At 66.4% G+C, this 22826-nt stretch carries 26 protein-coding genes and 2 pseudogenes; 12 read left to right on the forward strand and 16 right to left on the reverse strand.

Annotated elements, in window-relative coordinates; genetic code table 11:
* Positions 1 to 35 precede the first annotated feature (35 nt).
* Entirely contained in the window at positions 36 to 1163 is a 1128-nt protein-coding gene (locus tag ACFQJD_RS15225) for a mandelate racemase/muconate lactonizing enzyme family protein (RefSeq protein WP_379799356.1), read from the forward strand.
* Positions 1164 to 1166: 3 nt separating this feature from the next.
* Here ACFQJD_RS15225 and ACFQJD_RS15230 read toward each other — a convergent pair whose 3' ends face one another.
* Together ACFQJD_RS15230 and ACFQJD_RS15235 are read right to left on the reverse strand one after the other, a co-directional pair.
* A complete protein-coding gene (locus ACFQJD_RS15230; RefSeq protein ID WP_379799358.1) occupies positions 1167 to 1670 on the reverse strand; it encodes a universal stress protein in 504 nt (167 codons plus the stop codon).
* A 121-nt stretch (positions 1671 to 1791) separates the two neighbouring features.
* Complete coding sequence (locus tag ACFQJD_RS15235; protein WP_379799360.1) at positions 1792 to 3000, reverse strand: mandelate racemase/muconate lactonizing enzyme family protein; 1209 nt, start codon at positions 2998 to 3000, stop codon at positions 1792 to 1794.
* 141 nt (positions 3001 to 3141) lie between these two features.
* Here ACFQJD_RS15235 and ACFQJD_RS15240 point away from each other — a divergent pair, with 141 nt between their 5' ends.
* Positions 3142 to 4350 (forward strand): ABC transporter ATP-binding protein, encoded by a 1209-nt coding sequence (locus ACFQJD_RS15240; protein WP_379799362.1) that lies wholly within the window; start codon positions 3142 to 3144, stop codon positions 4348 to 4350.
* Positions 4351 to 4424: 74 nt separating this feature from the next.
* On the opposite strand, the gene ACFQJD_RS15245 is transcribed toward ACFQJD_RS15240, so the two are convergent.
* The 6 genes from ACFQJD_RS15245 to ACFQJD_RS15270 form a co-directional block, all read right to left on the reverse strand.
* Positions 4425 to 5894 carry an extracellular solute-binding protein gene (locus ACFQJD_RS15245; RefSeq protein WP_379799364.1) on the reverse strand — a complete coding sequence of 490 codons (1470 nt, stop codon included), beginning with the start codon at positions 5892 to 5894 and terminating at the stop codon, positions 4425 to 4427.
* A 175-nt stretch (positions 5895 to 6069) separates the two neighbouring features.
* Positions 6070 to 6465 carry a hypothetical protein gene (locus tag ACFQJD_RS15250; protein ID WP_379799366.1) on the reverse strand — a complete coding sequence of 132 codons (396 nt, stop codon included), beginning with the start codon at positions 6463 to 6465 and terminating at the stop codon, positions 6070 to 6072.
* Positions 6390 to 7472, reverse strand: a complete 1083-nt coding sequence (locus tag ACFQJD_RS15255; RefSeq protein WP_379799368.1) for an extracellular solute-binding protein — start codon at positions 7470 to 7472, stop codon at positions 6390 to 6392. The genes ACFQJD_RS15250 and ACFQJD_RS15255 overlap by 76 nt, the downstream gene beginning before the upstream one ends.
* A gap of 101 nt (positions 7473 to 7573) precedes the next feature.
* Positions 7574 to 7945, reverse strand: a complete 372-nt coding sequence (locus ACFQJD_RS15260; protein ID WP_379799370.1) for a Rieske (2Fe-2S) protein — start codon at positions 7943 to 7945, stop codon at positions 7574 to 7576.
* A 2-nt stretch (positions 7946 to 7947) separates the two neighbouring features.
* The gene (locus ACFQJD_RS15265) at positions 7948 to 8361 is read right to left on the reverse strand and encodes an amidohydrolase family protein (RefSeq protein ID WP_379799372.1); all 414 of its coding nucleotides are present in this window, start codon (positions 8359 to 8361) and stop codon (positions 7948 to 7950) included.
* A complete protein-coding gene (locus tag ACFQJD_RS15270) occupies positions 8337 to 9026 on the reverse strand; it encodes an amidohydrolase family protein (RefSeq protein ID WP_379799374.1) in 690 nt (229 codons plus the stop codon). The genes ACFQJD_RS15265 and ACFQJD_RS15270 overlap by 25 nt, the downstream gene beginning before the upstream one ends.
* A 298-nt stretch (positions 9027 to 9324) precedes the next feature.
* Here ACFQJD_RS15270 and ACFQJD_RS15275 point away from each other — a divergent pair, with 298 nt between their 5' ends.
* The 9 genes and pseudogenes from ACFQJD_RS15275 to ACFQJD_RS15315 all read left to right on the forward strand — a co-directional run bounded on the left by ACFQJD_RS15275 (position 9325) and on the right by ACFQJD_RS15315 (position 14855).
* Positions 9325 to 10524 carry a CaiB/BaiF CoA transferase family protein gene (locus ACFQJD_RS15275; protein WP_379799376.1) on the forward strand — a complete coding sequence of 400 codons (1200 nt, stop codon included), beginning with the start codon at positions 9325 to 9327 and terminating at the stop codon, positions 10522 to 10524.
* 406 nt (positions 10525 to 10930) lie between these two features.
* Entirely contained in the window at positions 10931 to 11266 is a 336-nt protein-coding gene (locus ACFQJD_RS15280; RefSeq protein WP_379799378.1) for a helix-turn-helix domain-containing protein, read from the forward strand.
* Positions 11257 to 11622 carry an IclR family transcriptional regulator gene (locus tag ACFQJD_RS15285; RefSeq protein ID WP_379799380.1) on the forward strand — a complete coding sequence of 122 codons (366 nt, stop codon included), beginning with the start codon at positions 11257 to 11259 and terminating at the stop codon, positions 11620 to 11622. Before ACFQJD_RS15280 ends, ACFQJD_RS15285 begins: the two co-directional genes overlap by 10 nt.
* 520 nt (positions 11623 to 12142) lie before the next feature.
* Positions 12143 to 12624, forward strand: a pseudogene (rimI, locus tag ACFQJD_RS15290) (ribosomal protein S18-alanine N-acetyltransferase).
* Positions 12625 to 12661: 37 nt separating this feature from the next.
* Positions 12662 to 13059: pseudogene (locus ACFQJD_RS15295) on the forward strand (DUF5810 domain-containing protein).
* Positions 13060 to 13083: 24 nt separating this feature from the next.
* On the forward strand, positions 13084 to 13497 hold the full coding sequence (locus ACFQJD_RS15300) for a DUF5809 family protein (RefSeq protein WP_379799382.1): 414 nt from the start codon (positions 13084 to 13086) through the stop codon (positions 13495 to 13497).
* Positions 13498 to 13533: 36 nt separating this feature from the next.
* Positions 13534 to 13911 carry a hypothetical protein gene (locus ACFQJD_RS15305; RefSeq protein WP_379799384.1) on the forward strand — a complete coding sequence of 126 codons (378 nt, stop codon included), beginning with the start codon at positions 13534 to 13536 and terminating at the stop codon, positions 13909 to 13911.
* Entirely contained in the window at positions 13908 to 14471 is a 564-nt protein-coding gene (locus ACFQJD_RS15310; RefSeq protein WP_379799386.1) for an NUDIX hydrolase, read from the forward strand. Before ACFQJD_RS15305 ends, ACFQJD_RS15310 begins: the two co-directional genes overlap by 4 nt.
* Positions 14472 to 14510: 39 nt before the next feature.
* Complete coding sequence (locus ACFQJD_RS15315; protein WP_379799388.1) at positions 14511 to 14855, forward strand: rhodanese-like domain-containing protein; 345 nt, start codon at positions 14511 to 14513, stop codon at positions 14853 to 14855.
* Positions 14856 to 14914: 59 nt separating this feature from the next.
* On the opposite strand, the gene yciH is transcribed toward ACFQJD_RS15315, so the two are convergent.
* The 5 genes from yciH to ACFQJD_RS15340 are packed head-to-tail and all read right to left on the reverse strand — an operon-like array spanning position 14915 to position 19428.
* The gene (gene yciH / locus ACFQJD_RS15320; protein WP_379799390.1) at positions 14915 to 15208 is read right to left on the reverse strand and encodes a stress response translation initiation inhibitor YciH; all 294 of its coding nucleotides are present in this window, start codon (positions 15206 to 15208) and stop codon (positions 14915 to 14917) included.
* 12 nt (positions 15209 to 15220) lie between these two features.
* Positions 15221 to 17467, reverse strand: a complete 2247-nt coding sequence (locus ACFQJD_RS15325; RefSeq protein ID WP_379799392.1) for a transglutaminase domain-containing protein — start codon at positions 17465 to 17467, stop codon at positions 15221 to 15223.
* On the reverse strand, positions 17464 to 17868 hold the full coding sequence (locus tag ACFQJD_RS15330; protein WP_379800558.1) for a DUF58 domain-containing protein: 405 nt from the start codon (positions 17866 to 17868) through the stop codon (positions 17464 to 17466). Before ACFQJD_RS15330 ends, ACFQJD_RS15325 begins: the two co-directional genes overlap by 4 nt.
* Positions 17823 to 18464: a hypothetical protein gene (locus ACFQJD_RS15335; RefSeq protein ID WP_379800609.1), complete on the reverse strand. Its 642-nt coding sequence runs from the start codon at positions 18462 to 18464 to the stop codon at positions 17823 to 17825. Before ACFQJD_RS15335 ends, ACFQJD_RS15330 begins: the two co-directional genes overlap by 46 nt.
* 1 nt (position 18465) lies before the next feature.
* Positions 18466 to 19428 carry an AAA family ATPase gene (locus tag ACFQJD_RS15340; RefSeq protein ID WP_379799394.1) on the reverse strand — a complete coding sequence of 321 codons (963 nt, stop codon included), beginning with the start codon at positions 19426 to 19428 and terminating at the stop codon, positions 18466 to 18468.
* A gap of 163 nt (positions 19429 to 19591) precedes the next feature.
* On the opposite strand from ACFQJD_RS15340, the gene engB reads away from it, so the two are divergent.
* Complete coding sequence (gene engB, locus ACFQJD_RS15345) at positions 19592 to 20209, forward strand: GTP-binding protein EngB (RefSeq protein WP_379799396.1); 618 nt, start codon at positions 19592 to 19594, stop codon at positions 20207 to 20209.
* Between the two features lie 245 nt (positions 20210 to 20454).
* Here the strand turns inward: engB and ACFQJD_RS15350 are convergent, their stop codons facing one another.
* The 3 genes from ACFQJD_RS15350 to ACFQJD_RS15360 form a co-directional block, all read right to left on the reverse strand.
* Positions 20455 to 20775 carry a metal transporter gene (locus ACFQJD_RS15350; protein ID WP_379799398.1) on the reverse strand — a complete coding sequence of 107 codons (321 nt, stop codon included), beginning with the start codon at positions 20773 to 20775 and terminating at the stop codon, positions 20455 to 20457.
* The gene (locus ACFQJD_RS15355) at positions 20772 to 21410 is read right to left on the reverse strand and encodes an energy-coupling factor ABC transporter permease (protein ID WP_379799400.1); all 639 of its coding nucleotides are present in this window, start codon (positions 21408 to 21410) and stop codon (positions 20772 to 20774) included. The genes ACFQJD_RS15350 and ACFQJD_RS15355 overlap by 4 nt, the downstream gene beginning before the upstream one ends.
* A gap of 145 nt (positions 21411 to 21555) precedes the next feature.
* A complete protein-coding gene (locus ACFQJD_RS15360; protein WP_379799402.1) occupies positions 21556 to 22815 on the reverse strand; it encodes an NUDIX domain-containing protein in 1260 nt (419 codons plus the stop codon).
* Between the last annotated feature and the right edge of the window lie 11 nt (positions 22816 to 22826).

Genomic DNA, 22826 nt, shown 5'->3' on the forward strand with positions numbered 1-22826 from the left:
GCGGCTACTGAATTACCGCCCCGGAGACCGCAACCATGACAACAGTTAGCGACGTGAGTGCAGTATCGATACGGACGACGCTCGACGAACCTTTCGGCTCCGCGACCGGGTGGCACGACACGCGCTCGACAGTGCTCGTGCGCGTCGAGGCGGACGACGGCACCGTCGGGTGGGGTGAGTGTTGGGGACCGATCGCGGGCAACCGCGAGATAGTCGAGGAGTATCTCGCGCCGATGGTCGAAGGCGAAGACCCGATGCGCGTCGAGCGAATCCACGACCGGCTGTACGGGAAGGGGCGAAACGCGTTCAAGGCACACGCGCCGCTGACGGCGATAAGCGGCGTCGACATCGCGCTCTGGGACCTGAAAGGAAAGCTGCTCGGCGAACCCGTCTCGACGCTCCTCGGTGGCCGGGAACGTGACCGGATACAGGCGTACGCGACCGGGCACTACTTCAAATACGGTGCGGACATCGACGAACAGTACCGCCGCATCACCGAGGAGGCGAAGGGGAACGCGGAGGCCCTCGGGTCGCTCAAATGTAAAATCGGCCTCGAAACCGTCGGCTACGGATACGAAGAAGACATCGAACTCGTGCGCCGCATCCGCGAAGCCGTCGGTGACGAACCGACGCTGATGGTCGACGCCAACTGCGCGTACGACCCCGGAACGGCGCGCGAAGTCGGCCACGCGCTCGAAGAACTCGACGTCTACTGGTTCGAGGAGCCCGTCGCGCCACACCACGTCGACGCCTACGCCTCCCTCCGCGAGACGCTCGATTTGCGCGTCGCCGGCGGGGAGTCCCACGGCCCACACGAGTTCGACCGACTGTTCGACGCCGGTGCCGTCGACATCGCACAACCCGACGCCGCCGTCGTCGGCGGCCTCACGCCGATTCAGCGCATCGTCACGCAGGGAACCCAGCACGGCATCCCGGTCGTGCCCCACGTCTGGGGCACCTCGGTGACGCTGGCCGCCAGCCTCAACCTCGTCAGCACCCTCCCCGGCAACCCGTGGTTCGAGTTCGACCGGTCGCCGAACCCGGTGCGACGGCTGGCGAAAGACACCATCGAGACGGACGACGACGGGATGATTCCGGTTCCGGACGGCCCGGGCCTCGGCATCGAACTCGACGCCGACAAAATCGAAACGTACCGGGTGTGAGCCTCACTCGCTCATCACGGTGACGACGGGGCGGTCCGCCTCCAGCAGAATCGACTGGGTCGTGCTGCCGAACAGCGCTTTTCCGGTCGGCGATCGTTTTCGACCGCCCACGACGATGTAGCGAGCGTCCAGTTGCTGGCCCGCGTCGACGATCTCCTCGGTCGGCGTGCCGACGCGGCCCTCGACCGAGATGTTCGACCGGTCGTCGACCGTCGCCGCGACGACGCTGTCGGCGACGTTGGCCGCGTCCGCCATCGCGTCGTCGACGAAGTACCCCTCGCCGCTCAGCCGTCCCGATTCGACGTACGGGAGGCCGCTGTCGGACGACGAGGTGAAGTGAGAACTCGATTTCGGGCTCTGTGCCGCCTCGTGAAGCGAGTCGAATCGCTTCTGTGGCATGACGTGGAGGACGACGAGTTCGTCGTCGTACGCCTCGGCGAGGTCGACGGCGACCTCCACGACGGCACTCGTCTCTACGTCGTTGTCGACTGCTGCGAGTATAGTCATCGGTAACTCGTATCAGGATTTGGCGGGAGACGAAATAAAAATACCGGGCGTCGTAAGAACGGCCATCCCGCGTACCGGGGGCGACGGCCCCGAAGACGGCGAAATTCTGAACCGGCGTCCGTCAGTCCATCGCCTCGGGGGTTTCGAGTTTCTCCTCGTTGCGCTCGAACGAGTAGTGGGGGCGGTCACCGGGGGCGGGGAGTTCGTTTTCGGGGCGAGAGCGGAGCACCGATTCGTCGGGCGTCACGCCGAGGCCGGGACCGGACGGGATCGCGAGCGAGCCGTCGGCCCAATCGAGCGGTTCTTCGAGGACGTCGGCGTGGAAGCCGTCCATGCGTTCGATGCTCTCCTGAACGAGGAAGTTGGGCGTGCAGGCGTCGACGTGGAGGTTGGCCGCACCGGCGACGGGGCCACAGTAGAGCCACGGCGCGACCTCGGCGTAGTGTGCCTCCGCCATGGCGGCGACTTTCTTCGTACCGAGGATGCCGAGCAGTCCGACGTTCGGCTGGACGATCTGGACGGCCCCCGATTCGAGGAGTTCGGAGAACTGGTGGATCGACGTGACGCGTTCGCCGGTCGCAATGGGGATGGTCGTCGAGTCGGCCACCTTCGCCATCTCGCCGACGTTCTCCGGCGGGACGGGCTCTTCCAACCAGAGCGGGTCGTACGGTTCGATGCGGCGGGCGAGTCGGATAGCCGCCTGCGTCGGGAGTTGGCCGTGCGTCCCGACGAGAATGTCACACTGGTCGCCGACCTCCTCGCGGACCGCGGCGACGATGGATTCGGCGTACTCGAGCTGTTCGAGGGGGATCGAGCGGGGACCGTTGATCGGGTGAAGCGGGTCGAGTTTCAGCCCGGTGAATCCCTGGTCGACGTAGTGGCGGGCCGCTTTCGCGGCCTTCTCCGGGGGCTGTGGCGGCTCCCACTCGTAATGCATGTACGTGTACGAGCGGACTTCCTCGTGACACTTCCCGCCGAGCAGCTTGTAGACGGGTTCGCCGACTGCCTTGCCGACGATGTCCCAGCAGGCCATCTCGATGGCGCTCGCCACCTGCGCGTTCACGGGGCCGGGGACGTGCAGGAAATGCGAACTCCGGTCGATGCGTTCGCGCAGCCGTTCGATTTCGAACGGGTCGAAGCCGACGACGAATCGGTCTTTCAGTTCGTCGATCGCCTGCTGGAGCGTCTCGATGCGGTACTCGGACCAGTTGCACTCACCCCAGCCGACCGTGCCGTCGTCCGTCTCGACTTTCACGAACACCCAGTTCCGCCCGCCCTTGTACGGGGCCGGGGTCCCGACTACGAACGAGTCAACTGACTGTATCTCCATGCACCGGCCATCGCGGACGACGTATATAGTTGTTGTTAATAGGCACCGCGAGCCACGGTGTCATGGGCCGCGACACCAAGGGTAAACGTTAAGAGGAATCGGGAGGGTGTTGAAAGGGAACACGCACCAGACTCCGGAACCATGACTATCCAAGCAAAATCATTGCGGAAAGAATTCGACGTACCGGAAGGCATCGAAGTGGCCGTCAACAGCATCGACCTCGAAATCGAAGAGGACGAGTTCGTCACCCTGGTCGGCCCGTCGGGCTGTGGCAAGACGACGACGTTGCGCTGCATCGCCGGCCTGGAGACGCCGACGAGCGGGAAGTTGCTCATCAACGACGAGGACGTCACGGACGTGCCGCCGAACAAACGGGGGCTGTCGATGATGTTCCAGAACATCGCGCTCTACCCCCACATGACCATCCGGGAGAACATCGCGTACCCGCTTAAGGTCAGGGGCGTCCCCAAAGAGCAGCGCGCACAGGAGGCGTCCGACGCGGCCGAGATCATGCAGATCCCCGAACTGCTCGACAAGCATCCCGCCGAACTGAGCGGCGGACAGCGACAGCGCGCGGCCCTCGCACGAACCGTCGTGCAGGACCCGCAGGCGTTCCTGATGGACGAACCGCTGAGCGACCTCGACGCGAAACTGAAAGTCGAGATTCGCAAGGAGATCCAGCGCGTCCACAAGCGGGTCGGGAAACCGACGCTGTACGTCACCCACGACCAGGAGGAGGCGATGACGATGAGCGACCGAATCGCCGTGATGAACGACGGCAACCTCGAACAGGTCGGCTCGCCGGACGAACTGTACACCCGCCCCGTCAACACCTTCGTCGCGCAGTTCATCGGCAACCCGAGCATGAACTTCGTCACGGGCGACGTCGTCGACTCCGACGACTCCTCGATCACGCTCGACGTCTACGGAACCAGGCTCGACATCGACGTGAACTACGAGGACGAACTCACCGGCTCGACGGTCACCGTCGGCTTCCGCCCGGAGATCGTCACGCTCGACCAGACCGACAGCGAGGGCTACTTCAGCGGCGAGATAACGCTCATCGAGCGGATCGGCGATCGAATGCAGGCGACCGTCGAGGGACCGGAAGGCGAGCTCCGCGCCGTCGTCCCCGCGGACAACGAGCTGACGGAGGGGAGGAAGCCGCGATTAGCTTCGAAACGGACCACATCCACGTCTTCGATGCGAACACCGGTGACATCGTCGCTCGCGGTGCACGGACGCAGGCGACGCCGACGAAACCGACCTGAGAGGCACCTCGGACCGGATTCGCTCCGTTCTCTCGCACACCACTCCGTTCTCTCACGACCGCGAATACGACGCCCGTAGAGCCAGTCACGAGCGGACAGCTAAGCGTCGTCGTGGACGACGTCGAAGAAAAAACCGAGGCGGAACCGTCGGTGTCAGCCCTGTGCTTCGTCGATGACCTCCTGGTGCTGGGGCGCGTACTCGTCGATGACCGCCTCGGGCGATCGGTCCTTGACCAGCAGGTCGACCTGCATGTTGTAGAACGGCGGGGAGTTGTACGACGCCCCGGCGTACGGGTTCGGCGGGTCCGTGTCGTTCGGCCGCGTCTTGAACTTCACGTCCTCCTGGTAGGACTTGATGGCGTCCATGGGGTAGCCCTCGAGGCCCTTCAGCGCGTCCTGGTAGGTGGAGCTGCTACGGAACTCGGGGAACGCCGGGACGTTGTGGACCGGCGTCAGCATCATGTAGATCTGCGTCAGGTACTCCTCCTGCAGGGTGAAGTTGATGAACGCTCTCGCAGCCTCCTGATCGGCTCCTTTGAACGTCCCCATGCCGTCGGACGCGGCGACGGACCGGTTCGTTCCGCCCGGAGCGCTCGGCATCCCGGGCACGACCTCGACGCTGTCCGTGAACGAGCGGTTGTTCGCGACCGACTGCACGACGGGGCGGAATCCGACGTACGCGGAGGAACCGGCGACCTCGTTCGGGATGGCGTTCGTCCACGTCGTGTAGTTCGAGTCGGACGCGTTCGGGGAGTACTGCTGGCGCTCTTTGATGTAGTTCAGCGCCTCGACGAGTTTCGTGCGGTTCTCGCCGGAGTCGTAGGCGACCTCGATCCGGTCGTTGTTCCACTGCATGAACGACCCGCCGTTGGAGTACATCCACGCCATGATGCGGTAACAGACGTGTGCGCCGGGACCGGCCGGCACGTACGTCCCGCGCACGCCGTTGTCGGCCTCGTCGACCTCCTGGGCGTACTGCTGGGCCTTCTCCCACGTGTCGGGGACGATGTCGGAGAGGTCACTCCGGTAGTAGTAACAGACCGTGTTGAACCACAGCGGAACGAACCACTGGTTGCCGTTCACTTCGACGGTCGCCTGGTCCTCGGGCTGACCGGTCACCTCGGTGAACTGGTCGAACGCTTCGTCGACGGGCGCGAGGACGCCCTCGGACCGGAACGTCGAGGCGTTCGAAGCGTTCATCGTGAAGATCTCGGGCGGGTCACCGGCCTGAATCAGCTGCGTGATTCGCTCGATGCCGCCGGTACCGATGCCGACGTACTCCATTTTCGTCGACGCGCCCGTCGCTTCCTCGAAGTCGCTCGCGACGCCGTTCCAGAACTGCTTGGAGGTGTCGGAGGCTTCGTCGGTGACGAAGTGGACCTCCTTCCCGCTGAGGTCCGGCCACTCGCCGCTGCTTCCCGTCGTCGTCCCGTCAGACGACCCGCCGCCGGACGACCCGCCGCCGGACGACCCGCCGCCGTTGCCACCGGACGACCCGCCGCCGTCACCGGACGATCCACCGCCCCCACCACTACATCCGGCGAGGCCAACGGTCCCGGCAGCACCAACTGTCTTCAACCACGTTCGTCGTTTCGCCGTATGGTTCTTGCTATCGGACATCATACCCACTGTTAAATTCACAATAAATAAAGATTTCGTAAGAAGTCCCGGGTTCGAACGCACAGAAGGGTCTCACGTCGGGCGAGAGCGCTCGGGCTACACACGTCGGGCGAGAACGCGGAAACGGCGGTGTGGAAAAATAAAACGGCGGACGGTCACGCGGCCGGTGTTTGCGGGATCAGTTCTGCGCTTCGTCGATGATCTCCTGGTGCTTGGGCGCGTATTCGTCGATGACCGCCTCGGGCGACTTGTCCTTGACGAGCAGGTCGACCTGCATGTTCCAGAGCGGCGGCGACGCGTACGACGCCCCGGCGTACGGGTTCGGCGGGTCCGTGTCGTTCGGCCGCGTCTTGAACTTCACGTCCTCCTGGTAGGTCGTGATGGCGTCGGTCGGCCAGCCTTCGAGGCCCTTCAGCGCGTCCTGGTAGGCCGTGCTGCTACGGAACTCGGGGAACGCCGGGACGTTGTGGACCGGCGTCAGCATCATGTAGAGGTCCGTCAGGTACTCCTCCTGCAGAGTGAAGTTGATGAACGCGCGGGCCGCCTCCTGGTCGGCCCCTTTGAACGTCCCCATCCCGTCGGACGCGGCGACGGATCGGTTCGTTCCGCTCGGAGCCTTCGGCATCCCGGGCACGACGCTGACGTCCTTCGCGAACGACCGGTCGTTCGTGACCGACTGCACGACGGGTCGGAAGCCGGAATAGGGGTCGACCCAGCCACCTCGTTCGGGATGGAGTTCGACCACGTCGTGTAGTTCGAGTCGGACGCGACCGGCGAGTACTGCTGGCGCTCTTTGATGTAGTTCAGCGTCTCGACGAGTTTCGTGCGGTTCTCGCCGGAGTCGTAGGCGACCTCGATCTGGTCGTCGTTGTTCCACTGCATGAACGATCCTTCGTTGGAGTACATCCACGACATGATGCGGTAACAGACGTGTGCCCCGGGACCGGCCGGCACGTACGTCCCGCGCACGCCGTTGTCGGCCTCGTCGACCTCCTTGGCGTACGCCTGGGCTTTCTCCCACGTGTCGGGGACGATGTCGGAGAGGTCGCTCCGGTAGTAGTAACACACCGTGTTGAACCACAGCGGAACGTACCACTGGTGGCCGTTCACTTTGACGGTCGCCTGTTCTTCGGGTTGCCCGGTCACTTCGGTGAACTGGTCGAACGCGTCGTCGACCGGTGCGAGGACGCCCTCGGATCGGAACGTCGAAGCGTTCGCGGCGTTCATCGTGAAGATCTCGGGCGGGTCACCGGCCTGAATCAACTGCGTGATTCGCTCCATACCACCGGTGCCGATGCCGACGTACTCCATTTTCGTCGACGCGCCCGTCGCTTCCTCGAAGTCGCTCGCGACGCCGTTCCAGAACTGCTTGGACGCGTCGGAAGCTTCGTCAGTGACGAAGTGGACCTCCTTCCCGCTGAGGTCCGGCCACTCGCCGCTGCTTCCCGTCGTCGACCCACCGGACGAATCGCCGCCATCGGTGCTGCCACCGCCGCCCGACGAGCCGCCATCGCCGCCCGACGAGCCGCCACCGCCGCCGCCGGCACATCCGGCGAGGCCGACGGTACCGACAGCTCCCACTGTTTTCAGCCAGCTGCGTCTACTCGACATTCGTCGCCTACTATCGAACATCACGCCGCAAGTCAAATTCGGCGTAAATAAAATTTGTGAAGCGGCCGAGATCAGAAGCGGACGTACAGGTCGCCGTCGGATTCGAGTACCTCGTAAGTCGGCAGTCGGTACTGGTCCGGGCGGGCGACGTGCGACCCGGTTTTCACGTCGAACTCCCACCCGTGCCACGGACAGGAGACGATCTCCCCGCGTCGGTCGTAGCGGAGTTCGTCGTCGGTCTCGACCAGGAGGCCGCCCAGTCGACCCTCGCAGGCGGGGCCACCCTGATGGACGCAGTAGTTCGAGAGCCCGTAGTAGTCGCCATCGAGGTTGAAGAGGGCGATTTCGCGGTTCTCGACGTCGACCACGAGGCGATCGCCCGGCGGGAGGTCGTCGGCGGAAGCGACGAAGTGCAGGTCGTCGGCGTCGGCTGCGTCGCTCATGGTCAGATGCCGTACACCGCCTTCGCGGTGGCTCCGTAGATGTTCTCGATCTCGGCAGTGGAGAATTCGCGGCGGAGCATCTGCAAGAGCTGGTCAGTGAAGTCGAAATCGAAGTGGGGGTAGTCCGAGGAGAACATCAGACTCTCGGCTCCGCCGAACATACGGATCATGTTACAGACGTAGCTCGGGTCCTCGGTCCCCTCCAGCGGTTGGCTCGTGAAGTAGAACTGGTCGCGGATGTACTCGCTGGGCGTCTTCTCCAGCATCGACGCGTCCTCGCGTTTCTCCGAATACTCGTTGTCGTAGCGGTGGAGGAAATACGGGATCCACCCGACGCCCGCCTCCTGGATCACGAATTCGAGGTCGGGATAGCGGACGGGGACCGCGTTGGTCAGGAGCGTCGAGAGGTGGAACATGTGTTCGGCCGCGTGGTACGGGACGTGCACGTCGATGTAGCGGTTCGTCCACTGCCACTGGTGGGGAAGTTCGCCATCAGCCCCGTCCCGGCGTTGTGCAGGAGGACCGGCAGACCGGCGCGTTCGGCCGCCTCGTAGATCGGGAAGTAGCGTTCGTGGCCGGCCGGCGGCGTCATCCCGCCGCTGGGGATGGTGACGCCGACGACGGACGTCTCGTCGGCGCGGCGCTCGATCTCGGCGACCGCTTTCTCGGGTTTCTGCGGCGCGACGACGGCCGTCCCGTACACGTCGTCGACGTCGTCGAGGATCGTATCGAGAGCCCACTCGTTGTAGGCAGTCGCGAACGCCGCCGCGAGGTCGTCGTGGTGGACCATCCCCAACCGGAGGTTGAGGCCGGGCGTGATGACGGACGCGTCGGTCCCGAGCAGTTCCATCGCGTCGCGCACGTCGTCCGCGGACCGGATCTTGTCCATCTCGGCGCGGCCGGTGTCGACCGGCGTCACGTACCCCGCCGACGGGTAGAACTGGCCGAAGTAGCTGTCGTCGACTTGCAGCATCTCGTCGAACGGTGCTTCGAGGTACGGATAGAGGTCGCTCTCGCTTTCGGTGGTGTGGAAGTCTGAATCGACTATCTCCACGTCGAGCGAACGTGTCGGTTTGGACATCGCCGGCCGTTCTCAGCCATCCAACATATATGTTTTGTCACCACACACGACGCTGTTCGGACGCCGCTGCGTTACGGTCGGCTCTGCAGGCCCGTATGGCCAATTTCTGTGCGGATATGCCGATAGGGCGATACGCGGAACCCGAACCGCTCCGGAGACGCTCACGGAACGACCCGGGCGAGCGGTGCCGTCGAATCGCGGAGCGCGACGATCGGCTTCGCCCGACGACTCTCAGTACCGTCCGCCGCTCCGCGAGAGAGACAAAACATCTATACGTGTTCGATTGGCATGGACTCCCATGCTGTCCGGTGTAAAAGTCATCTGTGTAGACGTGTTTCTCGCGGGGCCGTTCGCCTCGCGGATGCTGGCCGAACTCGGTGCGGACGTCGTCAAGGTCGAACACATCTCCCGTGGCGACCCCTACCGATATCTCGAACATCGATACGACGACGGGACCCCCGACGACCTGACCCACCGCTTCGCCCAGTACAACCGGGGGAAGCGGAGCCTCGCACTCGACCTGAAATCCGAGGAGGGCAAGGAGGTGTTCGAGTCGCTGGCCGCGGACGCGGACATCATCCTCGAGAATCTCCGGCCGAACAAGATGTCCGAGTTCGGACTCGGCTACGAGGACGTCCGCGAGTACAACGAAGACGTCATCTACTGCTCGATCTCCGGCTACGGGGAGACGGGCCCGTACAACGACCGCGGCGGCATCGACACGCTGATTCAGGCGATGAGCGGCGTCGTCCACCAGAACAGTGCCGACGCCGGCGGGCCGGCGCTGACGGGCGTCTATCTGGCGGACATCACGGGCAGTATGTACGCCACGATTTCCGTCCTCGCGGCGCTCGTCGGGCGGTACAACGGCGAAGGGGGCCAACACATCGACCTGTCGTTGCTCGACGGCCTGGTCTCGTTGCTCAACCACGAAGCGGCACAGTATTCGGCGGAAGGCACCGCACCGCCCGAGATCCGTTCGAGTCTGGTTCCCCAGGGCGTCTACGAGACGGCCGACGGCGCAGTCGCGCTGAACGTCCTCGACAAGGACTGGGACGACTTCTGCGAGGTCCTCGGCTTCGACGAGTGGCGTGACTCGGAGCGGTTCGACACCCCGCTCGCCCGGCAGCACCACAAAGACGAGATCGACGCGGCAGTGGAAGAACGGCTGAGCGACCGGCCGACGGAGGCGTGGGTAGAGGAACTCCTCGCACGCGACGTACTGGTAGCGCCCATGCAGACGGTAGACGAGGCGTTCGAGGACGACGCCGTCCAGTTCCGCGGCATCGTCAACAGACGCCACCAAGACGGTATCGGTGAACACGTCGAACTCGAATATCCGGCGCGCTTCGACGACTACGCGCCGGTGACCGAAGACGCTCCTCGGTTCGGGGAACATACGGAGGAGATTCTCGCGGAGATCGGCTTCTCCCCAGCGGAAATCGAAGCGCTGTGCGAGCGGGGCATCGTCAAGCGCTGGCAGGACCTCGAAAAGTAGGCGACACCAAACAGTACGGAAAACCAACGATGCGGGACGGGAGAGTTCTCCGCAGAACGCCTGTTCTACCCAGCCTATACGCGGAGAAGGGCGAAGCGCCCCGGGAAAACGAGAAAAATCACCCGCGATACGGGTTCAGTACTATTGGACCGGAGCGGACGATTACCGTCCAGTAACGGTCGAAGCGGGATATTCGATTAGAAGGACAGCTGGCCGCTATCGGCCGCAAGTAGGTGATTACGGGTCGTCTGTGGCGGTATCGATGTTCGGATCGATATTTCCTCAATGCGGAAAATTGATTACTAATCGTTGTGAAGCAGTATCAACGATTATGGCACACGAAGACACGGAATCCGGCGTCAAATCGATACAGAGGATGTTTCGTATCGTGGAAATGCTAATGGAGATGGACGGAGCGCGCCTCACCGACCTCGCGAACGAGCTGGACCTGCCACGGAGTACGACACACCGGTATCTCGCGACGTTGCTGGAGTGTGGGTGCGTCGTCAAGGAGGGCAACGAGTACCAGTTGGGACTGAAGTTCCTCGACATCGGGGGCTACACGCGGATACGCAAGGACGTCTACAAACTCGTCGAACCGAAGGTAGCGAAGCAGCCGAACGAACGGAAGAACGGACGCAGTTCCTCGTCGAGGAACACGGCGATATCATCTACATTCACCGCGCGACCGGGCCGCAGGGCGTCGGTGCAGGGTCACGGCTCGGACGGCGGATGCCCGTGAACGCGACGTCGGCCGGGAAAGTCATCCTCGCGCACATGCCGGACGACGAGGTCAGCGACCTCCTCGACGACCACGAGTTCCCGAAGCAGACCGAACACACCATCACCGACCGGGACGAGTTTCTCGACGAACTGGACCGCGTCCGCGAACGCGGGCACGGGTTCAACGACCAAGAGTACATCAACGGACTGCGTTCGGTGGGTGTGCCGGTGTTACACCCCGACGGACGCGCCATCGGCGCGATCACCGTCTCCGGACCGACCCATCGCCTCGAAGGCGACCTCTACCGCGAGCAGCTCCCGCGGACCCTGAAAGGCGTCGCCAACGAGATCGAACTGGAGATCGCTTACTCGTGAGATGTTCCACGATGTGGAACAATCTGGTTCCAGTCGGTATCGAACGGCGATCGGAGAGATAACAAAGCTAATTCTGTTATCGACGTCGCTGGCAAACCGACAGAGAGCGAACGGCGGCGTGTACTGTAACGGATCCGGCGGCATCTAATAACAACAGTAATCCTGTTACGTTCGCGGCGTACCCCGAACCGGCCTGCATGGCGGGCGTAGTGAGTATTTAATTGTTTTCAGATGCTTTCAGATAAGACTCTGTTTATAGATATTTACTAAATTCGTGGTGTATCGAAATCACACCCCTATGTATCAAATAAGTTCCCGAATATAAATATTTATTAGATATAGGAGAATAAACTATGTTTATTTTCCAGAAATAAAATTACTTCCGTTTCTGGTTTTATACCTGCCACGATAAATAGTATATCATATATCCGTTGTCTCTTCGGTTTGATGTAGGATTCCACGATATGGGTCATCGAACGGGAACGCTGCGCTTTTGCTCGCGCCGGCCGTAGCGGCGAGCGTGACCGGGACGGACGACGCGACTATCCGCCGGGTCGAACGCGAGGACCTCCTCTCGGTGGTCCGTGTCGAACGGGCGTGCTTCGACGAGCCGTGGTCGTACACGGCGTTCGAACGCTTCCTCGGCGAAGCGGGGTTTCAGTGGCGACGGACGGCAGCGAGGTGGTCGGCTACACCGTCAGCGACGTCACGCCGAACCACGGCCGCGACATCGGTCACGTCAAGGACCTCGCGGTTCGGCGCGACGAACGCGGCCGCGGCGTCGGCCGACGCCTCCTCGACAGGGCGCTCGCGTCGCTCGCCGTCGGCGGCGCTCACCTCGTGAAACTCGAGGTCCGGGAGGGGAACGACGCCGCGCGGAGCCTCTATCGCGATGTCGGCTTCCAGCCGGTGCGGCGCGTTCCCCAGTACTACGGCGACGGCGAGGACGCCCTCGTGTTGGTCCTCGACGTCGCGGAGTGGCAGGTCGCCCGCAACGGCTGACGTGAGGCTTTTGTCCGCCGCCGCCGAATCCCCGGGCATGGGATACAGCTGTCCGGTGTGTGACACCCCCAGCGGGACGGCGAGCATCTCGCCAACCACCTCGCCTTCACCGCCATGCTCCACGGCGGCGACCACGAGGCGTGGCTGGACGACCGCGTCCCCGAGTGGGCCTCGCGGGGAGCGGCCGAACTCGCACCGGCCGTCACGGAGTTCGCCGACGACGCCGAGTACGACGAGGTGTTCGAGGACACCGTCGACCGCCACGACCACGGCTCCGGATCGCTGTTCGACGACTCGAATCACGACCACGGCCGCGAACCGCCGGTCTCGGACGCCGGCGTCGACGGCGACGCGTCCGATCCGGAGACTCGGCGGGTGATAGAGGAGGCCCGCGAACTGACGCGCCGGATGCTCGACGACGATGAAAAGGCGTAAGCCCCTGACGTAGCGAGAACGACCATGGAGACGGAGGGCGTGTTCTCCTTCGACACCGTCGGGGAAGCCAGGGCGGCCTACGAACGGATCGGCCCCGCCGCCCGGACGGTGGTGCGGGAGACGGCGAAAGCGATGGAGTTCGACCGCGAGGAGTACGAGTCGCGCGTGACGGGAGACGTCGTCGAGACGGCGCGCGACGCCCTGTTCGCCTCGTTGCTGGAAGTGTCCGTCGGCACCGACGACGAGTTCGAGGCGTGGCGCGAGAGCCACGACTACGAGGTGACGGTGGCCGGTAGCGACGCCGTCGATCACGTCGTCTGGCACGCCGCCCCCTTCGCCGAAGAGGCGGCGGCCGCGACGTTCCAGAACGAACGCGAGGCCGCCGTCGGCACGCTCCGCCGGCAGGCGTTCGGTCGGCTGTATCGCGACCGCCTGTGACGAAACGGGTTTATCGTGGACGGCCGTACCCCGCCTATGCGACCGACCACGCGCCGTGCGCTCCTCGCGCTGTTCGCCGTCGGCGTCGCGCTCCTCGCTCTCGGCGCAGTGCCGAGTTTCCTCGGGTCGGGCGACCCGTACTATCTCGTGGCGACGCCGACGGACGACGCCGGTCCGGCGGTGAACGTGACCGACCTCTCCGAGCGGCGCTACCCGTATCTCACGGACGCCCTCGCCGACGACCGATCGACGCCCTACCGGACCGGCCCGCTCGGCCTGAAGGAGGCGTTCGCCCACTCGCCGTTCGACGAACGGGACGCCCTCGCGATCCGGAACCCGGCCGCGCGGTCGAACGGGACCGTCCTGGTCGAGGACGGGGGCCGGCGATACCGAATCCGGGTGATCCGCGCGTGACCGGTCGCGGTTCGGGCGACGGGTCCGAGACGGCCGCCGCGTGGACCGTCCGGGAGTCGGTGACGGAGTACGAAACCGGGTGGTACACCGGCGGATACGACCTGGTGGAACTCCCCGACGGCCGGACGAAGAAGTACTACTGGGCCGAGTTGCCGCCGGCCGTCGTCGCCGTCGCCGTCACGGACGGCCGGGTGCTGTTCGTCGAACAGTACCGGCCGACCGTCCGCGAGACGCACCTCGAACTGCCGGCCGGCATCGTCGAATCCGGAGAGTCGTTCACGACGGCCGGGGCCCGCGAACTCCGCGAAGAGACGGGCTTCGATCCGGACGGCGTCTCCCTGCTCGCCGATTTCTGGGTCGCCACCGGCGTCCTCCGCCACCGGCGGGCGGTCGTCTACGCCGAGGGACTCACGCCCGTCGGCCGCGAACTCGACTCGAACGAGTTTCTCACGCCGCGGGCCGTCCCCGTCGAGGAGGCCCTGTCGGTGGCTCGGACGCCCTCCGCGAACGACGCCACCCTCGAAGGCGTGTTGCTGGCGCGGGAGGACGGGTTGCTGTAGACCCGGACGCTTATCCACCGGAGGGACGTTACCGAGGATATGGACGACGAAATCACCCCCGAAGAGGTCGCGGAGTTGCTCGACAGCGACGATCCGCCGCGGATCGTCGACATCCGGTCGCCGGGCGCGTTCGCCCGGGAGCACATCCCGGGGAGCGAGAACATCCCGTTCGGCGAACTCCCGGACCGGGTCGAATCGCTAGAGAGCGCGGAGCGCATCGTCACCGTCTGTCCGCACGGACAGGCGAGCCAGCAGGCCGCCCGACTCATCAAATCCTACGAGGGAACCGCGGGCGCGCGCGTCGAGAGCATGAAAGGGGGCCTGGCGGCGTGGGAGGGCGACGTCGAATCGTCGTCCGAGGAGCCCGCTGAATCGCCGTTCTAGCGGCTCGAAAACCTCGAACGGGACGAAAACTCGACGGGCGGGCGAAAGTCAGGTAACGGTCACGCGACGTTGAAACCCTTCTCGCGGAGGAAATCCTCCACGCGGCCGGTGTGATTCCCCTGGAGTTCGATTGCGCCGTCTTCGACCGTACCACCGCAGGCGAATTTCGACTTCAGGTCCGACGACAGGCTGTCCATGTCGACGTCCTTCGGATCGAACCCCTCGATGATCGTTACCTCCTTTCCGTAACGGCGCTCGTCGATGCGGATGTTGATCTCCTGAGACTCCTTGGCCACGTCCTCGCAGACGCAGAGTTCCTCAGGGAGCCCGCACGTCGAGCAGACTTCCGACATTACAGGGTAAACCTACAGGACGATGCTATTAAACAGTGTCGGGATGTGCCATTGTTCGCACGCGCGGGCGATCCGCTCACGAACTGCGCAAGCGACCCGGATACGTCGACTCGCGCACGAGTTCGTCCACCGTCCGCACCGCCGCGTCGGCGTCGGCGCGCGTGAGACCGCTTCCGTAGCGGGCGCGTTCGTACGCCCCGAGGACGGCCTGCATCCGCTCCGAATCCGCCGTTCGAGCCACCGACCGGACGTACGCCCGCGGCGTCTCCGACGCCTCCCGGGCCCGGTACTGCCGTTCGAGGAGGTGTTCGAGGCGACGGAACGCCCGGACGGCGTCGGCGTCGGGATCCCGCTCCGCGGCTGGTAGCGGAGCCAGACGGCGCGGTGGAGTCGGCGGCTCAGTCCCGTCCGCCGCGCCCCGGCGCTGACGCCGACGAGGGCGACGCCCCAGAGCGCGAGGACGCGCCGCGACGGCAACTCGGGGAGTCCGCCGCTCCCGGTGTCGACGGGCGAAACGGGCGTCGCGCTGGCCTCCACCCGCTCTTCGACGGCGTCGACGTTCGACTGCGAGGGGGTGACGTTTTGCGTCTCCGAATCCGACGGCGTCGGCATCGGCGTCGGCGTCGGCGTCGCCGTTCCCGCGTCCGGTTCGGTCGCCGACGTGTCGACGTCCGCGTTGGCGTTCTGTCGGGCCTCGGCCAGCCGCGTCCGCTCGGCCGTCTCCCGGGAGTCGGCGGGCGTCGGATCGAAGCGGACCCACCCCACGTCGGGGAAGTAGACCTGCACCCACGCGTGGGAGTCGAGGCCGCGGACGACCCACTCGTCGCTGGTGCGCTCGCCGGACGTGTAGCCGGTGATGAACCGGGCCGGGACCCCCTCGGAACGGAGCATCGCCACCATGGTCGTCGCGTAGTAGGTGCAGTAGCCGGCGTCCATCTCGAAGAGGAACGAGTCGGCGATGTCGCCGCTGGGGCGTTCGACCGTCAGCGAGTACTCCTTGGTCGCTTCGAGATACGCCTCGATGGCCGTCGCCTTCCCGTAGGGCGTGCTCTCGTTGGCCGTCACCTCGTCGGTCAGCTGTCGGACGCGGTCTGGCGTGCTCTCGGGCAACTGGAGATACTGGGCCTCCACGTAGTCGGGGTAGTCGGTGCCCGCGCGGCGGAGCCGTTCGGGGGTGTACTCGGGGATCCGACTCGTCACCGTGTAGGAGGCGTTCGTCTCGACGGCCGTCCGGGGCCTGAGCCCGCCCTGTGGCGTGACGAGCGTCTCGGCGGCCGCGGGGCCGTCGACGTCGACCGGTCGCCACGCCGCGGGCATCGCGCCGAGGGTCGTCTTCGCGGTGACGGTCTGTTCGAGCGAGCGCGACGCCCCCGGCGGGTAGCGCAGATTGTCCTCGTAGGCCGTCGTCTCGCCGGCGCGCACCCACCCGGACCCGGTGTAGCGGTTGAACGTCGCCGTCTGCCAGTACTCGCCCTCCGCGCTTCGGACGGTGAATCTGACTTCCGGCGAGAGGCGGATGCTCCCCAGGACGTCGATCCTGTCCTCGGCCTCGACCAGGTTCGCCTCGACCGTCGTCGAACTCCGCGAAGGCAACGCGGGGTCGGCGGCACCGCCCGGGACCAGCGACAGCGACGCCGAGACGACGATCATCGTGGCCAACAGGACAACCAGCGTGTCGAACTGGACGGCGCTCCCGCCGTAGCGGTCGAACGCCCCGAACCCGACCGCACCGACGGCACCGACGACGCCGGCGAGCGTCGTCACCGTCCCGGCGTCGCCCGTCAGGACGACCAGACCGAGAGCGACGCCGCCGACGACGACGCTCCAGCCGAACCGGTCGCGGACGGCGAAGTACCACGACAGAAAGACGGGGCCGGGCGTCACGGAGAGCGCCCAGACGTTCGCCTCCGCGAGACGCAGGATCGAGAGCCCCGTCAACAGCGCCAGCGTGTCCTCGCCGACGCGACCGGGAGAGATGAGCGCGCGCTGACTCGCGGGCACCGAGAGGAAGTAGGTGACCAGTCCGCCACCGAGCAGGAGGGCGGTGAGAAAGACGGCCGTCCGAACCCGCAGGACGCGGCCGACGGCGACGGCGAAAGCGAGCGCGCCGACGATCAGGACGATCATGAGCGTCCGGCCGCCGACGACGTCCGTGACGTGATAGAGGACGCTCGTGTACGAGAACGTCAGGAGGGCCACGGAGAGCAACGCCGCCAGTCGGAAGTCGGCGGTCTCCCGGAGCGGGGTGGATACGCTCACGCCGTCGCCACCTCCCGGGGAGTCACGCGACCGTCGCGGAGGCGGTCGAAACTGATGCGCTCGCCGGCGATGGCGATCTCGGTGTCGTCGCCGGCGTGGACGGTCACGTCCGCGCCGTCCGTCGAGGCGGGGCCGCTCTCGACGCCCGCGAGATGTTCGAGGAGGCGGTCGCGCTCGCCCGGCGACGCCTCGACGCGACCGCCGGGCGTCGAGACGACGACCGAGACGCCGTCGCCCAGGAACGCGGCCCCGACGCTCGCCGTCGCCTCGGCCATCGCGTCCGCCCGCCCGGGGTCGGCGCTCGCGGCGAGTCTGACCGTCGGCGTCTCGCGGTCCGCGCGGAACGGCTGGACGATCAGGTCGTCGCGCTTGGCGCTCGTCTTCCAGTGGACGTCGCGCAGCGAGTCGCCGTGGACGTACTCGCGGAGGTGGTCGAACTCGTCGCGGTCGACGTCGGGGCGCTCGTCGAGGCCCGCCTCCAGGCGGGAGACGGCGGCCCCCGAGAGGGGTAGACGCGCGGGTAAACCAGCGCAGTCGAGCGGTCGTCCCACGCGAACGTCCGCTCGGCGAGACCGAGGACGTCTCGCGCGCGGACCCGAACTGGACCGACGTCGTGGACGCCGCGTGTGCGGTAGGTCACCTCGTAGCTGACGGGGGCGTCGCCGACGAGCGTCTCGACGCGAGCGTCGCCGTCGACGCCGTCGGGCAGGTCGTCGACGACGACGCCGACGAACGGGTCGTCGGTGTCGAACGCCAGCGTGACCGTTCGCTCGTCGCCGGGAAAGCCGCTCGGCGGCGACGACCGGGTCAGCGTCGGCCGATCGAGCGTCAGCAGCGAGACCCCCGCACCGAGGAGCGCGACGGCCGCGGGGACGACGATCGCGTTCAACGAGCGCGCGCCGAACGCCGCCGCCATCCACAGGCTACCGGCGGCGACGGCGGCGACGACGACGCCCCGGAGCGTCGGCCGGAGCGTCAGGAGGGTTCGAGGGCGCATCCTACTCCACGGGGACGCCGTCGAGCGCGGCCGCGACCACCGACTCGCCGGTGTCGTCGGTTCCGGCCTGGATGCGGTGGCTCCAGACGGTCCGCGCTTCGGTCTGGACGTCGTCCGGGAGGACGTAGTCGCGGCCGTCGAGGATCGCCCGCGCCTGCGCCGCCCGGACGAGGGCGATGCCGCCGCGCGGGCTGACACCGAGGGGCGCGCGGTCGCGCGTGAACGTCGCCAGCCGCGAGACGTACGCCCGGACCGGCTCGCTCACCCCGACGTTGGCGACGGTTTCGCGGGCGTCGCGGACGTCTTCGACGCTCGCCACCGGTTCGAGTTCCTCGATCGGGTGGCGGCCGGCGACGCGGCCGAGCAGTTCCGTCTCCTGGCTCTCGTCGGGGTAGCCGAGCTCGAGTTTCTTCGTGAAGCGGTCGATTTCGGCTATCGGCAGGTCGTACGTCCGTCCGGACTCGACGTCGTTCTGCGTGGCGATAACGAAAAACGGATCCGGAAGCGTCCGCGTCTCGCCGTCGACGGTGACCTGTCGCTCCTCCATCGCCTCCAGCAGCGCGGCCTGGGTCTTCGGCGGCGCGCGGTTGATCTCGTCGCCGAGGACGACGTTGGCGAACACCGGGCCCTCGCGGAACTCGAAGTCGCGCGTCTTCTGGTTGAAGACGCTCACGCCGGTGACGTCCGAAGGCAGGAGGTCCGGCGTGAACTGGACGCGCTTGAACGAGCAGTCGACGGACGTCGCCACGGCGCGCGCGAGCATCGTCTTCCCGACGCCCGGGACGTCCTCCAGGAGGAGGTGGCCGCGCGCGAGAAGCGTCACGAGGATGTGTTCGATGGCGTCGTGGTGGCCGACGATGACCCGTTCGACGTTCTCGATGATGCGGTCAGCGAGTGCCGCCGCGTCGTCGACCCGCAACGCGGGATTCGGTGCGTTCGAGTCCGATGTGCCTGCGTCAGTCATGGTACGTACGGTTTTGCGGCAGGGCCGGTGGCGACCGAGAGCGCCCACCCCCACACAGTTCCGACTCTCTCTAACGTCCGGACTCACGTAACTCTGCTGGGGAACTACTTATCCCCTATCGCCGAGACGCCGGGCTTAAACGCGCCAGCCCCCTACGACGGCCATGTTCGAGAACCGCCCCGACCGCGACGAAGTCGTTCTCGTCGGCCGGTCGAACGTCGGCAAGTCGACGGTGATGCGGGAGCTGACCGGGCACGCCGTCACGGCGGGCCGGAAGCCCGGCGTCACCCGATCGCCTAACTACTTCGGCTGGGCCTCCGAGGGATTCATGTTCACCGACCTCCCCGGGTTCGGATTCATGGCAGGGGTCCCGGAGGAGAAACGCGAGCAGATCAAGACCGACGTCGTGCGCTATCTCGAAGCGAACGCCGACGACATCCTCGTCGGCGTGCTCGTCCTCGACGGGAAGAGCGCGGTGGACATCATCGACCGACACAGCGGCGGCGACGAGATCGCCCACGTCGTCGAGCTGTTCTCGTTCCTGCGGGAACTCGAAATCCCCACCGTCGTCGCGGTGAACAAGATGGACAAGGTCGACGACCGTGACGAACGCCTCGACGACATCGCGGACCGACTCGGTATGTATCCGCCGTGGAAACAGTGGGGCGACGTCATCGCGCCCATCAGCGCCAAGCGGGGGAACGTCGACGCGTTGACCGACGCCCTCCGGACGCAGTTTCACGACCAGAAGCGCGACGACCTGTTGAAGTTCGTCGCGTAGGCGTCGCTACCGGGCGCGAGATGCGTGGTGGCTCGGGATAACCGCTTCGTCACACGGGGCTCGGCGGGGGTAACGTCTCGTCATTACCACCAGCCACCAGTACGTCGTTCGAGTTCAAAAAGTCACGCACTTCGGTCGAAGCGCGGAACCGGGTCCCGACGGCAAGACGAGTGTGCGGGCGCACCGACCGCACCCCACACAGTCGACGGGGCCGTACGTCTAAATCGAGCGGCGCTCGGAGGGTGTTACCGAACTGCCGCTCCCGAGGCCAAGAGGCGACCGACGGCGAGCGCGAGAACGAGCGTCAGCGCCGTTCCGAACAGCGCACCCCCGAGCGTGCCGACGCGTGGCCCGAGTCCCGGGAGTGCGTACCCCGAGAAGAGACTGAGCCCCGTCGGGACCGCCTCGGACGCGACGCCAGCGAGTTCCGCGGCGTTGTCCATCGGTTCGGCGTACCCCGTCTGTGCCGCTGCCCACGCACAGACCGGGGCGAGCAGGACCAACCCGAGCAGTCCGGCGAGCGAGCGGCGCTGCCACCGCACGCGTGCGAACGACCGAACGCTCACGCGCGGACACCCGACGGCCGTAGCTGTTCGGCGTCGACACCGGTTCGATCGAGCAGCCAGACGCCCAAGAGCGTCAGCACGCCCTCGCCGACGCCGAGGAGGAAATGACCGCCAGCCATGACGGCGACCACCGCGAGGAACTCGCCGCCGAAGCCGGGCGAGACGGCGAGCTGGAGGCCGGCGGACGCCGCCGCGGCGGTGATGCCGAGCCAGCCGCCGACGACGGCGGCCAGGCGTTCGTCGCGGTCCGCGAGCGCGGCGTAGACACCGTAGCCAACGTACGCTTGGACGATCGCCATATTCCAGACGTTCGCGCCGAGAGCCAGCGCACCGCCGTCACCGAAGACGAGCGCCTGCACGGCGACGACGAGCGCGACGGCGAGTGCCCCGAGATGCGGCCCGAGGACGATCGCAGCGAACGCGCCGCCGACGAAATGTGCGCTCGTGCCACCGGGAATCGGCCAATTGAGCATCTGTGCGGCGAATACTGCGGCGGCCACTACGGCGAACAGTTGAACGCGGTGTTCCGTCAGCGACTCGCGCGCCCGACGCGAGGCGATCGCCAACACGAGGCAGCTGAGGACGAGAAACCCGCCCGCCATCCACGGGTGCAAGAATCCGTCTGGGGTGTGCATGTTCGTCTACACGCAGAGAGCATCCATCAATAATACTTTCCAACCGATTCGTCGGACGTCGGGACGCACGTCGTTCGTCGACATCGAACGGCTCTCACCCCGACTGAAGGGATCGCATCGGCAATCGCTGGCACGGAGTCCGGTGTCACTCGGCGTCGTCCCACGCAGCGTGACGGCGGTGTTCGGCGGCGACCGCGGCCACGTCGTCGACGTCGAGGACGCCGCGTTCGGTGACGACGCCGGTAATCAGGTCCGCGGGCGTCCGGTCGAAGACGGGATTCGACACCGACACGTCGGCGTCGCCGTCGTAGACGGCCGACGGGTCGCCCGACTCACCGTGCATCCGGTCGTCCGGGCGGATTTTGGCCGCGGCGGCGACGGCGTACACCGGTACGTCGGCGCGAGCGGCCGAAAGCGCGAGCGCCCGCGTCCCCACTTTGTTGACGACGCTCCCGTCGGCGAGGACGGCGTCGGCTCCGATCAACACGGAGTCGACTCCGCCGACGAGGGCCGAGAGCGCCGCGTCGGTGGTGAGCGTCGCGTCGAGGCCCGCCTCGGCGAACCGTTCCGCGGCGTCGACGCCCTCGCGGGCGGGGCGCGATTCGCCGACGACGACGGCCGGCCGGGCGGACCGGAGCGCCGACAGCACCGTCCCGGACCGCGAGAGCGTCGCGACGGTGCCCGAGAGGCGTTCCGCCGCGGTCGCGGCCGCCTCGTCGCCCGCGTCGCAGGCCGCCTCGATGGCCGCCTCCGCTCCCCGACGTACCGCGTCGGGCGTCCGGTCGGCCGTCGAGAGGACTCGATTCACCCGATTCTCGACGGCGGCCATGCTCGGTCGGGCCGCGCGCAGGTCGCGTGCGACGGCCGCGACGTCGTCCCAGTCGTCAGCGACGGCCGCCGCGTCGCGCAGGACGTCGAGGGCGCGGCGCGAAATCCACGCCGATCCGTGCGTCTCGTCGTCACGGACCGTCGCGACGGTGGGCGCGACCCGCCGGTAGGTCTCCCAGAGTCCGGGGACCGTCGACCGCTCCCGGATCGCCGGCGGCGGGGCCAACTCGACGGCCGCGAGTTCGGCGTTCGGCGTCGCCTCGTGAATCTTGCGGGCGTCGACCGCTCGACTACCCGATCTGCGTGGCACCTCGTCGGCGTCGAAGAGGAACGGATAGACCGTCCGCTCCCGGGGTCCGTCCCGCGGTTCGAGCGGGTCGCCCGCGCGAACGAGCGTCGCGTCGGTCACACCCGCCACCTCGCGGAGCACCCGCCGGGCGTCGGTTCCGGCGTCGGCCGAGTCGCCCTCGACGCGACCCGAGACGCCGTCCCACAGGCCCGCGTAGGCCCCGTCGCTCCGGCGGACGAGCAACACGTCCCCTCGGTCGCGGAGGAAACAGGTGACGACGGCTCCCATGGCCGAGAATT

Source organism: Haloplanus sp. GCM10025708, from assembly GCF_042663985.1.
Lineage (GTDB): Archaea > Halobacteriota > Halobacteria > Halobacteriales > Haloferacaceae > Salinirarus > Salinirarus marinus.

What these genes read in the sequence shown, in the direction of transcription:
- ACFQJD_RS15225 (WP_379799356.1), top strand. Translation starts at nt 36, where the DNA reads ATGACAACAGTTAGCGACGTGAGTGCAGTATCGATACGGACGACGCTC.
- ACFQJD_RS15230 (WP_379799358.1), bottom strand. Translation starts at nt 1,670, where the DNA reads ATGACTATACTCGCAGCAGTCGACAACGACGTAGAGACGAGTGCCGTC.
- ACFQJD_RS15235 (WP_379799360.1), bottom strand. Translation starts at nt 3,000, where the DNA reads ATGGAGATACAGTCAGTTGACTCGTTCGTAGTCGGGACCCCGGCCCCG.
- ACFQJD_RS15240 (WP_379799362.1), top strand. Translation starts at nt 3,142, where the DNA reads ATGACTATCCAAGCAAAATCATTGCGGAAAGAATTCGACGTACCGGAA.
- ACFQJD_RS15245 (WP_379799364.1), bottom strand. Translation starts at nt 5,894, where the DNA reads ATGATGTCCGATAGCAAGAACCATACGGCGAAACGACGAACGTGGTTG.
- ACFQJD_RS15250 (WP_379799366.1), bottom strand. Translation starts at nt 6,465, where the DNA reads ATGGGGACGTTCAAAGGGGCCGACCAGGAGGCGGCCCGCGCGTTCATC.
- ACFQJD_RS15260 (WP_379799370.1), bottom strand. Translation starts at nt 7,945, where the DNA reads ATGAGCGACGCAGCCGACGCCGACGACCTGCACTTCGTCGCTTCCGCC.
- ACFQJD_RS15265 (WP_379799372.1), bottom strand. Translation starts at nt 8,361, where the DNA reads ATGTTCCACCTCTCGACGCTCCTGACCAACGCGGTCCCCGTCCGCTAT.
- ACFQJD_RS15270 (WP_379799374.1), bottom strand. Translation starts at nt 9,026, where the DNA reads ATGTCCAAACCGACACGTTCGCTCGACGTGGAGATAGTCGATTCAGAC.
- ACFQJD_RS15275 (WP_379799376.1), top strand. Translation starts at nt 9,325, where the DNA reads ATGCTGTCCGGTGTAAAAGTCATCTGTGTAGACGTGTTTCTCGCGGGG.
- ACFQJD_RS15280 (WP_379799378.1), top strand. Translation starts at nt 10,931, where the DNA reads ATGGACGGAGCGCGCCTCACCGACCTCGCGAACGAGCTGGACCTGCCA.
- ACFQJD_RS15285 (WP_379799380.1), top strand. Translation starts at nt 11,257, where the DNA reads ATGCCCGTGAACGCGACGTCGGCCGGGAAAGTCATCCTCGCGCACATG.
- ACFQJD_RS15300 (WP_379799382.1), top strand. Translation starts at nt 13,084, where the DNA reads ATGGAGACGGAGGGCGTGTTCTCCTTCGACACCGTCGGGGAAGCCAGG.
- ACFQJD_RS15305 (WP_379799384.1), top strand. Translation starts at nt 13,534, where the DNA reads ATGCGACCGACCACGCGCCGTGCGCTCCTCGCGCTGTTCGCCGTCGGC.
- ACFQJD_RS15315 (WP_379799388.1), top strand. Translation starts at nt 14,511, where the DNA reads ATGGACGACGAAATCACCCCCGAAGAGGTCGCGGAGTTGCTCGACAGC.
- yciH (WP_379799390.1), bottom strand. Translation starts at nt 15,208, where the DNA reads ATGTCGGAAGTCTGCTCGACGTGCGGGCTCCCTGAGGAACTCTGCGTC.
- ACFQJD_RS15335 (WP_379800609.1), bottom strand. Translation starts at nt 18,464, where the DNA reads ATGCGCCCTCGAACCCTCCTGACGCTCCGGCCGACGCTCCGGGGCGTC.
- ACFQJD_RS15340 (WP_379799394.1), bottom strand. Translation starts at nt 19,428, where the DNA reads ATGACTGACGCAGGCACATCGGACTCGAACGCACCGAATCCCGCGTTG.
- engB (WP_379799396.1), top strand. Translation starts at nt 19,592, where the DNA reads ATGTTCGAGAACCGCCCCGACCGCGACGAAGTCGTTCTCGTCGGCCGG.
- ACFQJD_RS15355 (WP_379799400.1), bottom strand. Translation starts at nt 21,410, where the DNA reads ATGCACACCCCAGACGGATTCTTGCACCCGTGGATGGCGGGCGGGTTT.
- ACFQJD_RS15360 (WP_379799402.1), bottom strand. Translation starts at nt 22,815, where the DNA reads ATGGGAGCCGTCGTCACCTGTTTCCTCCGCGACCGAGGGGACGTGTTG.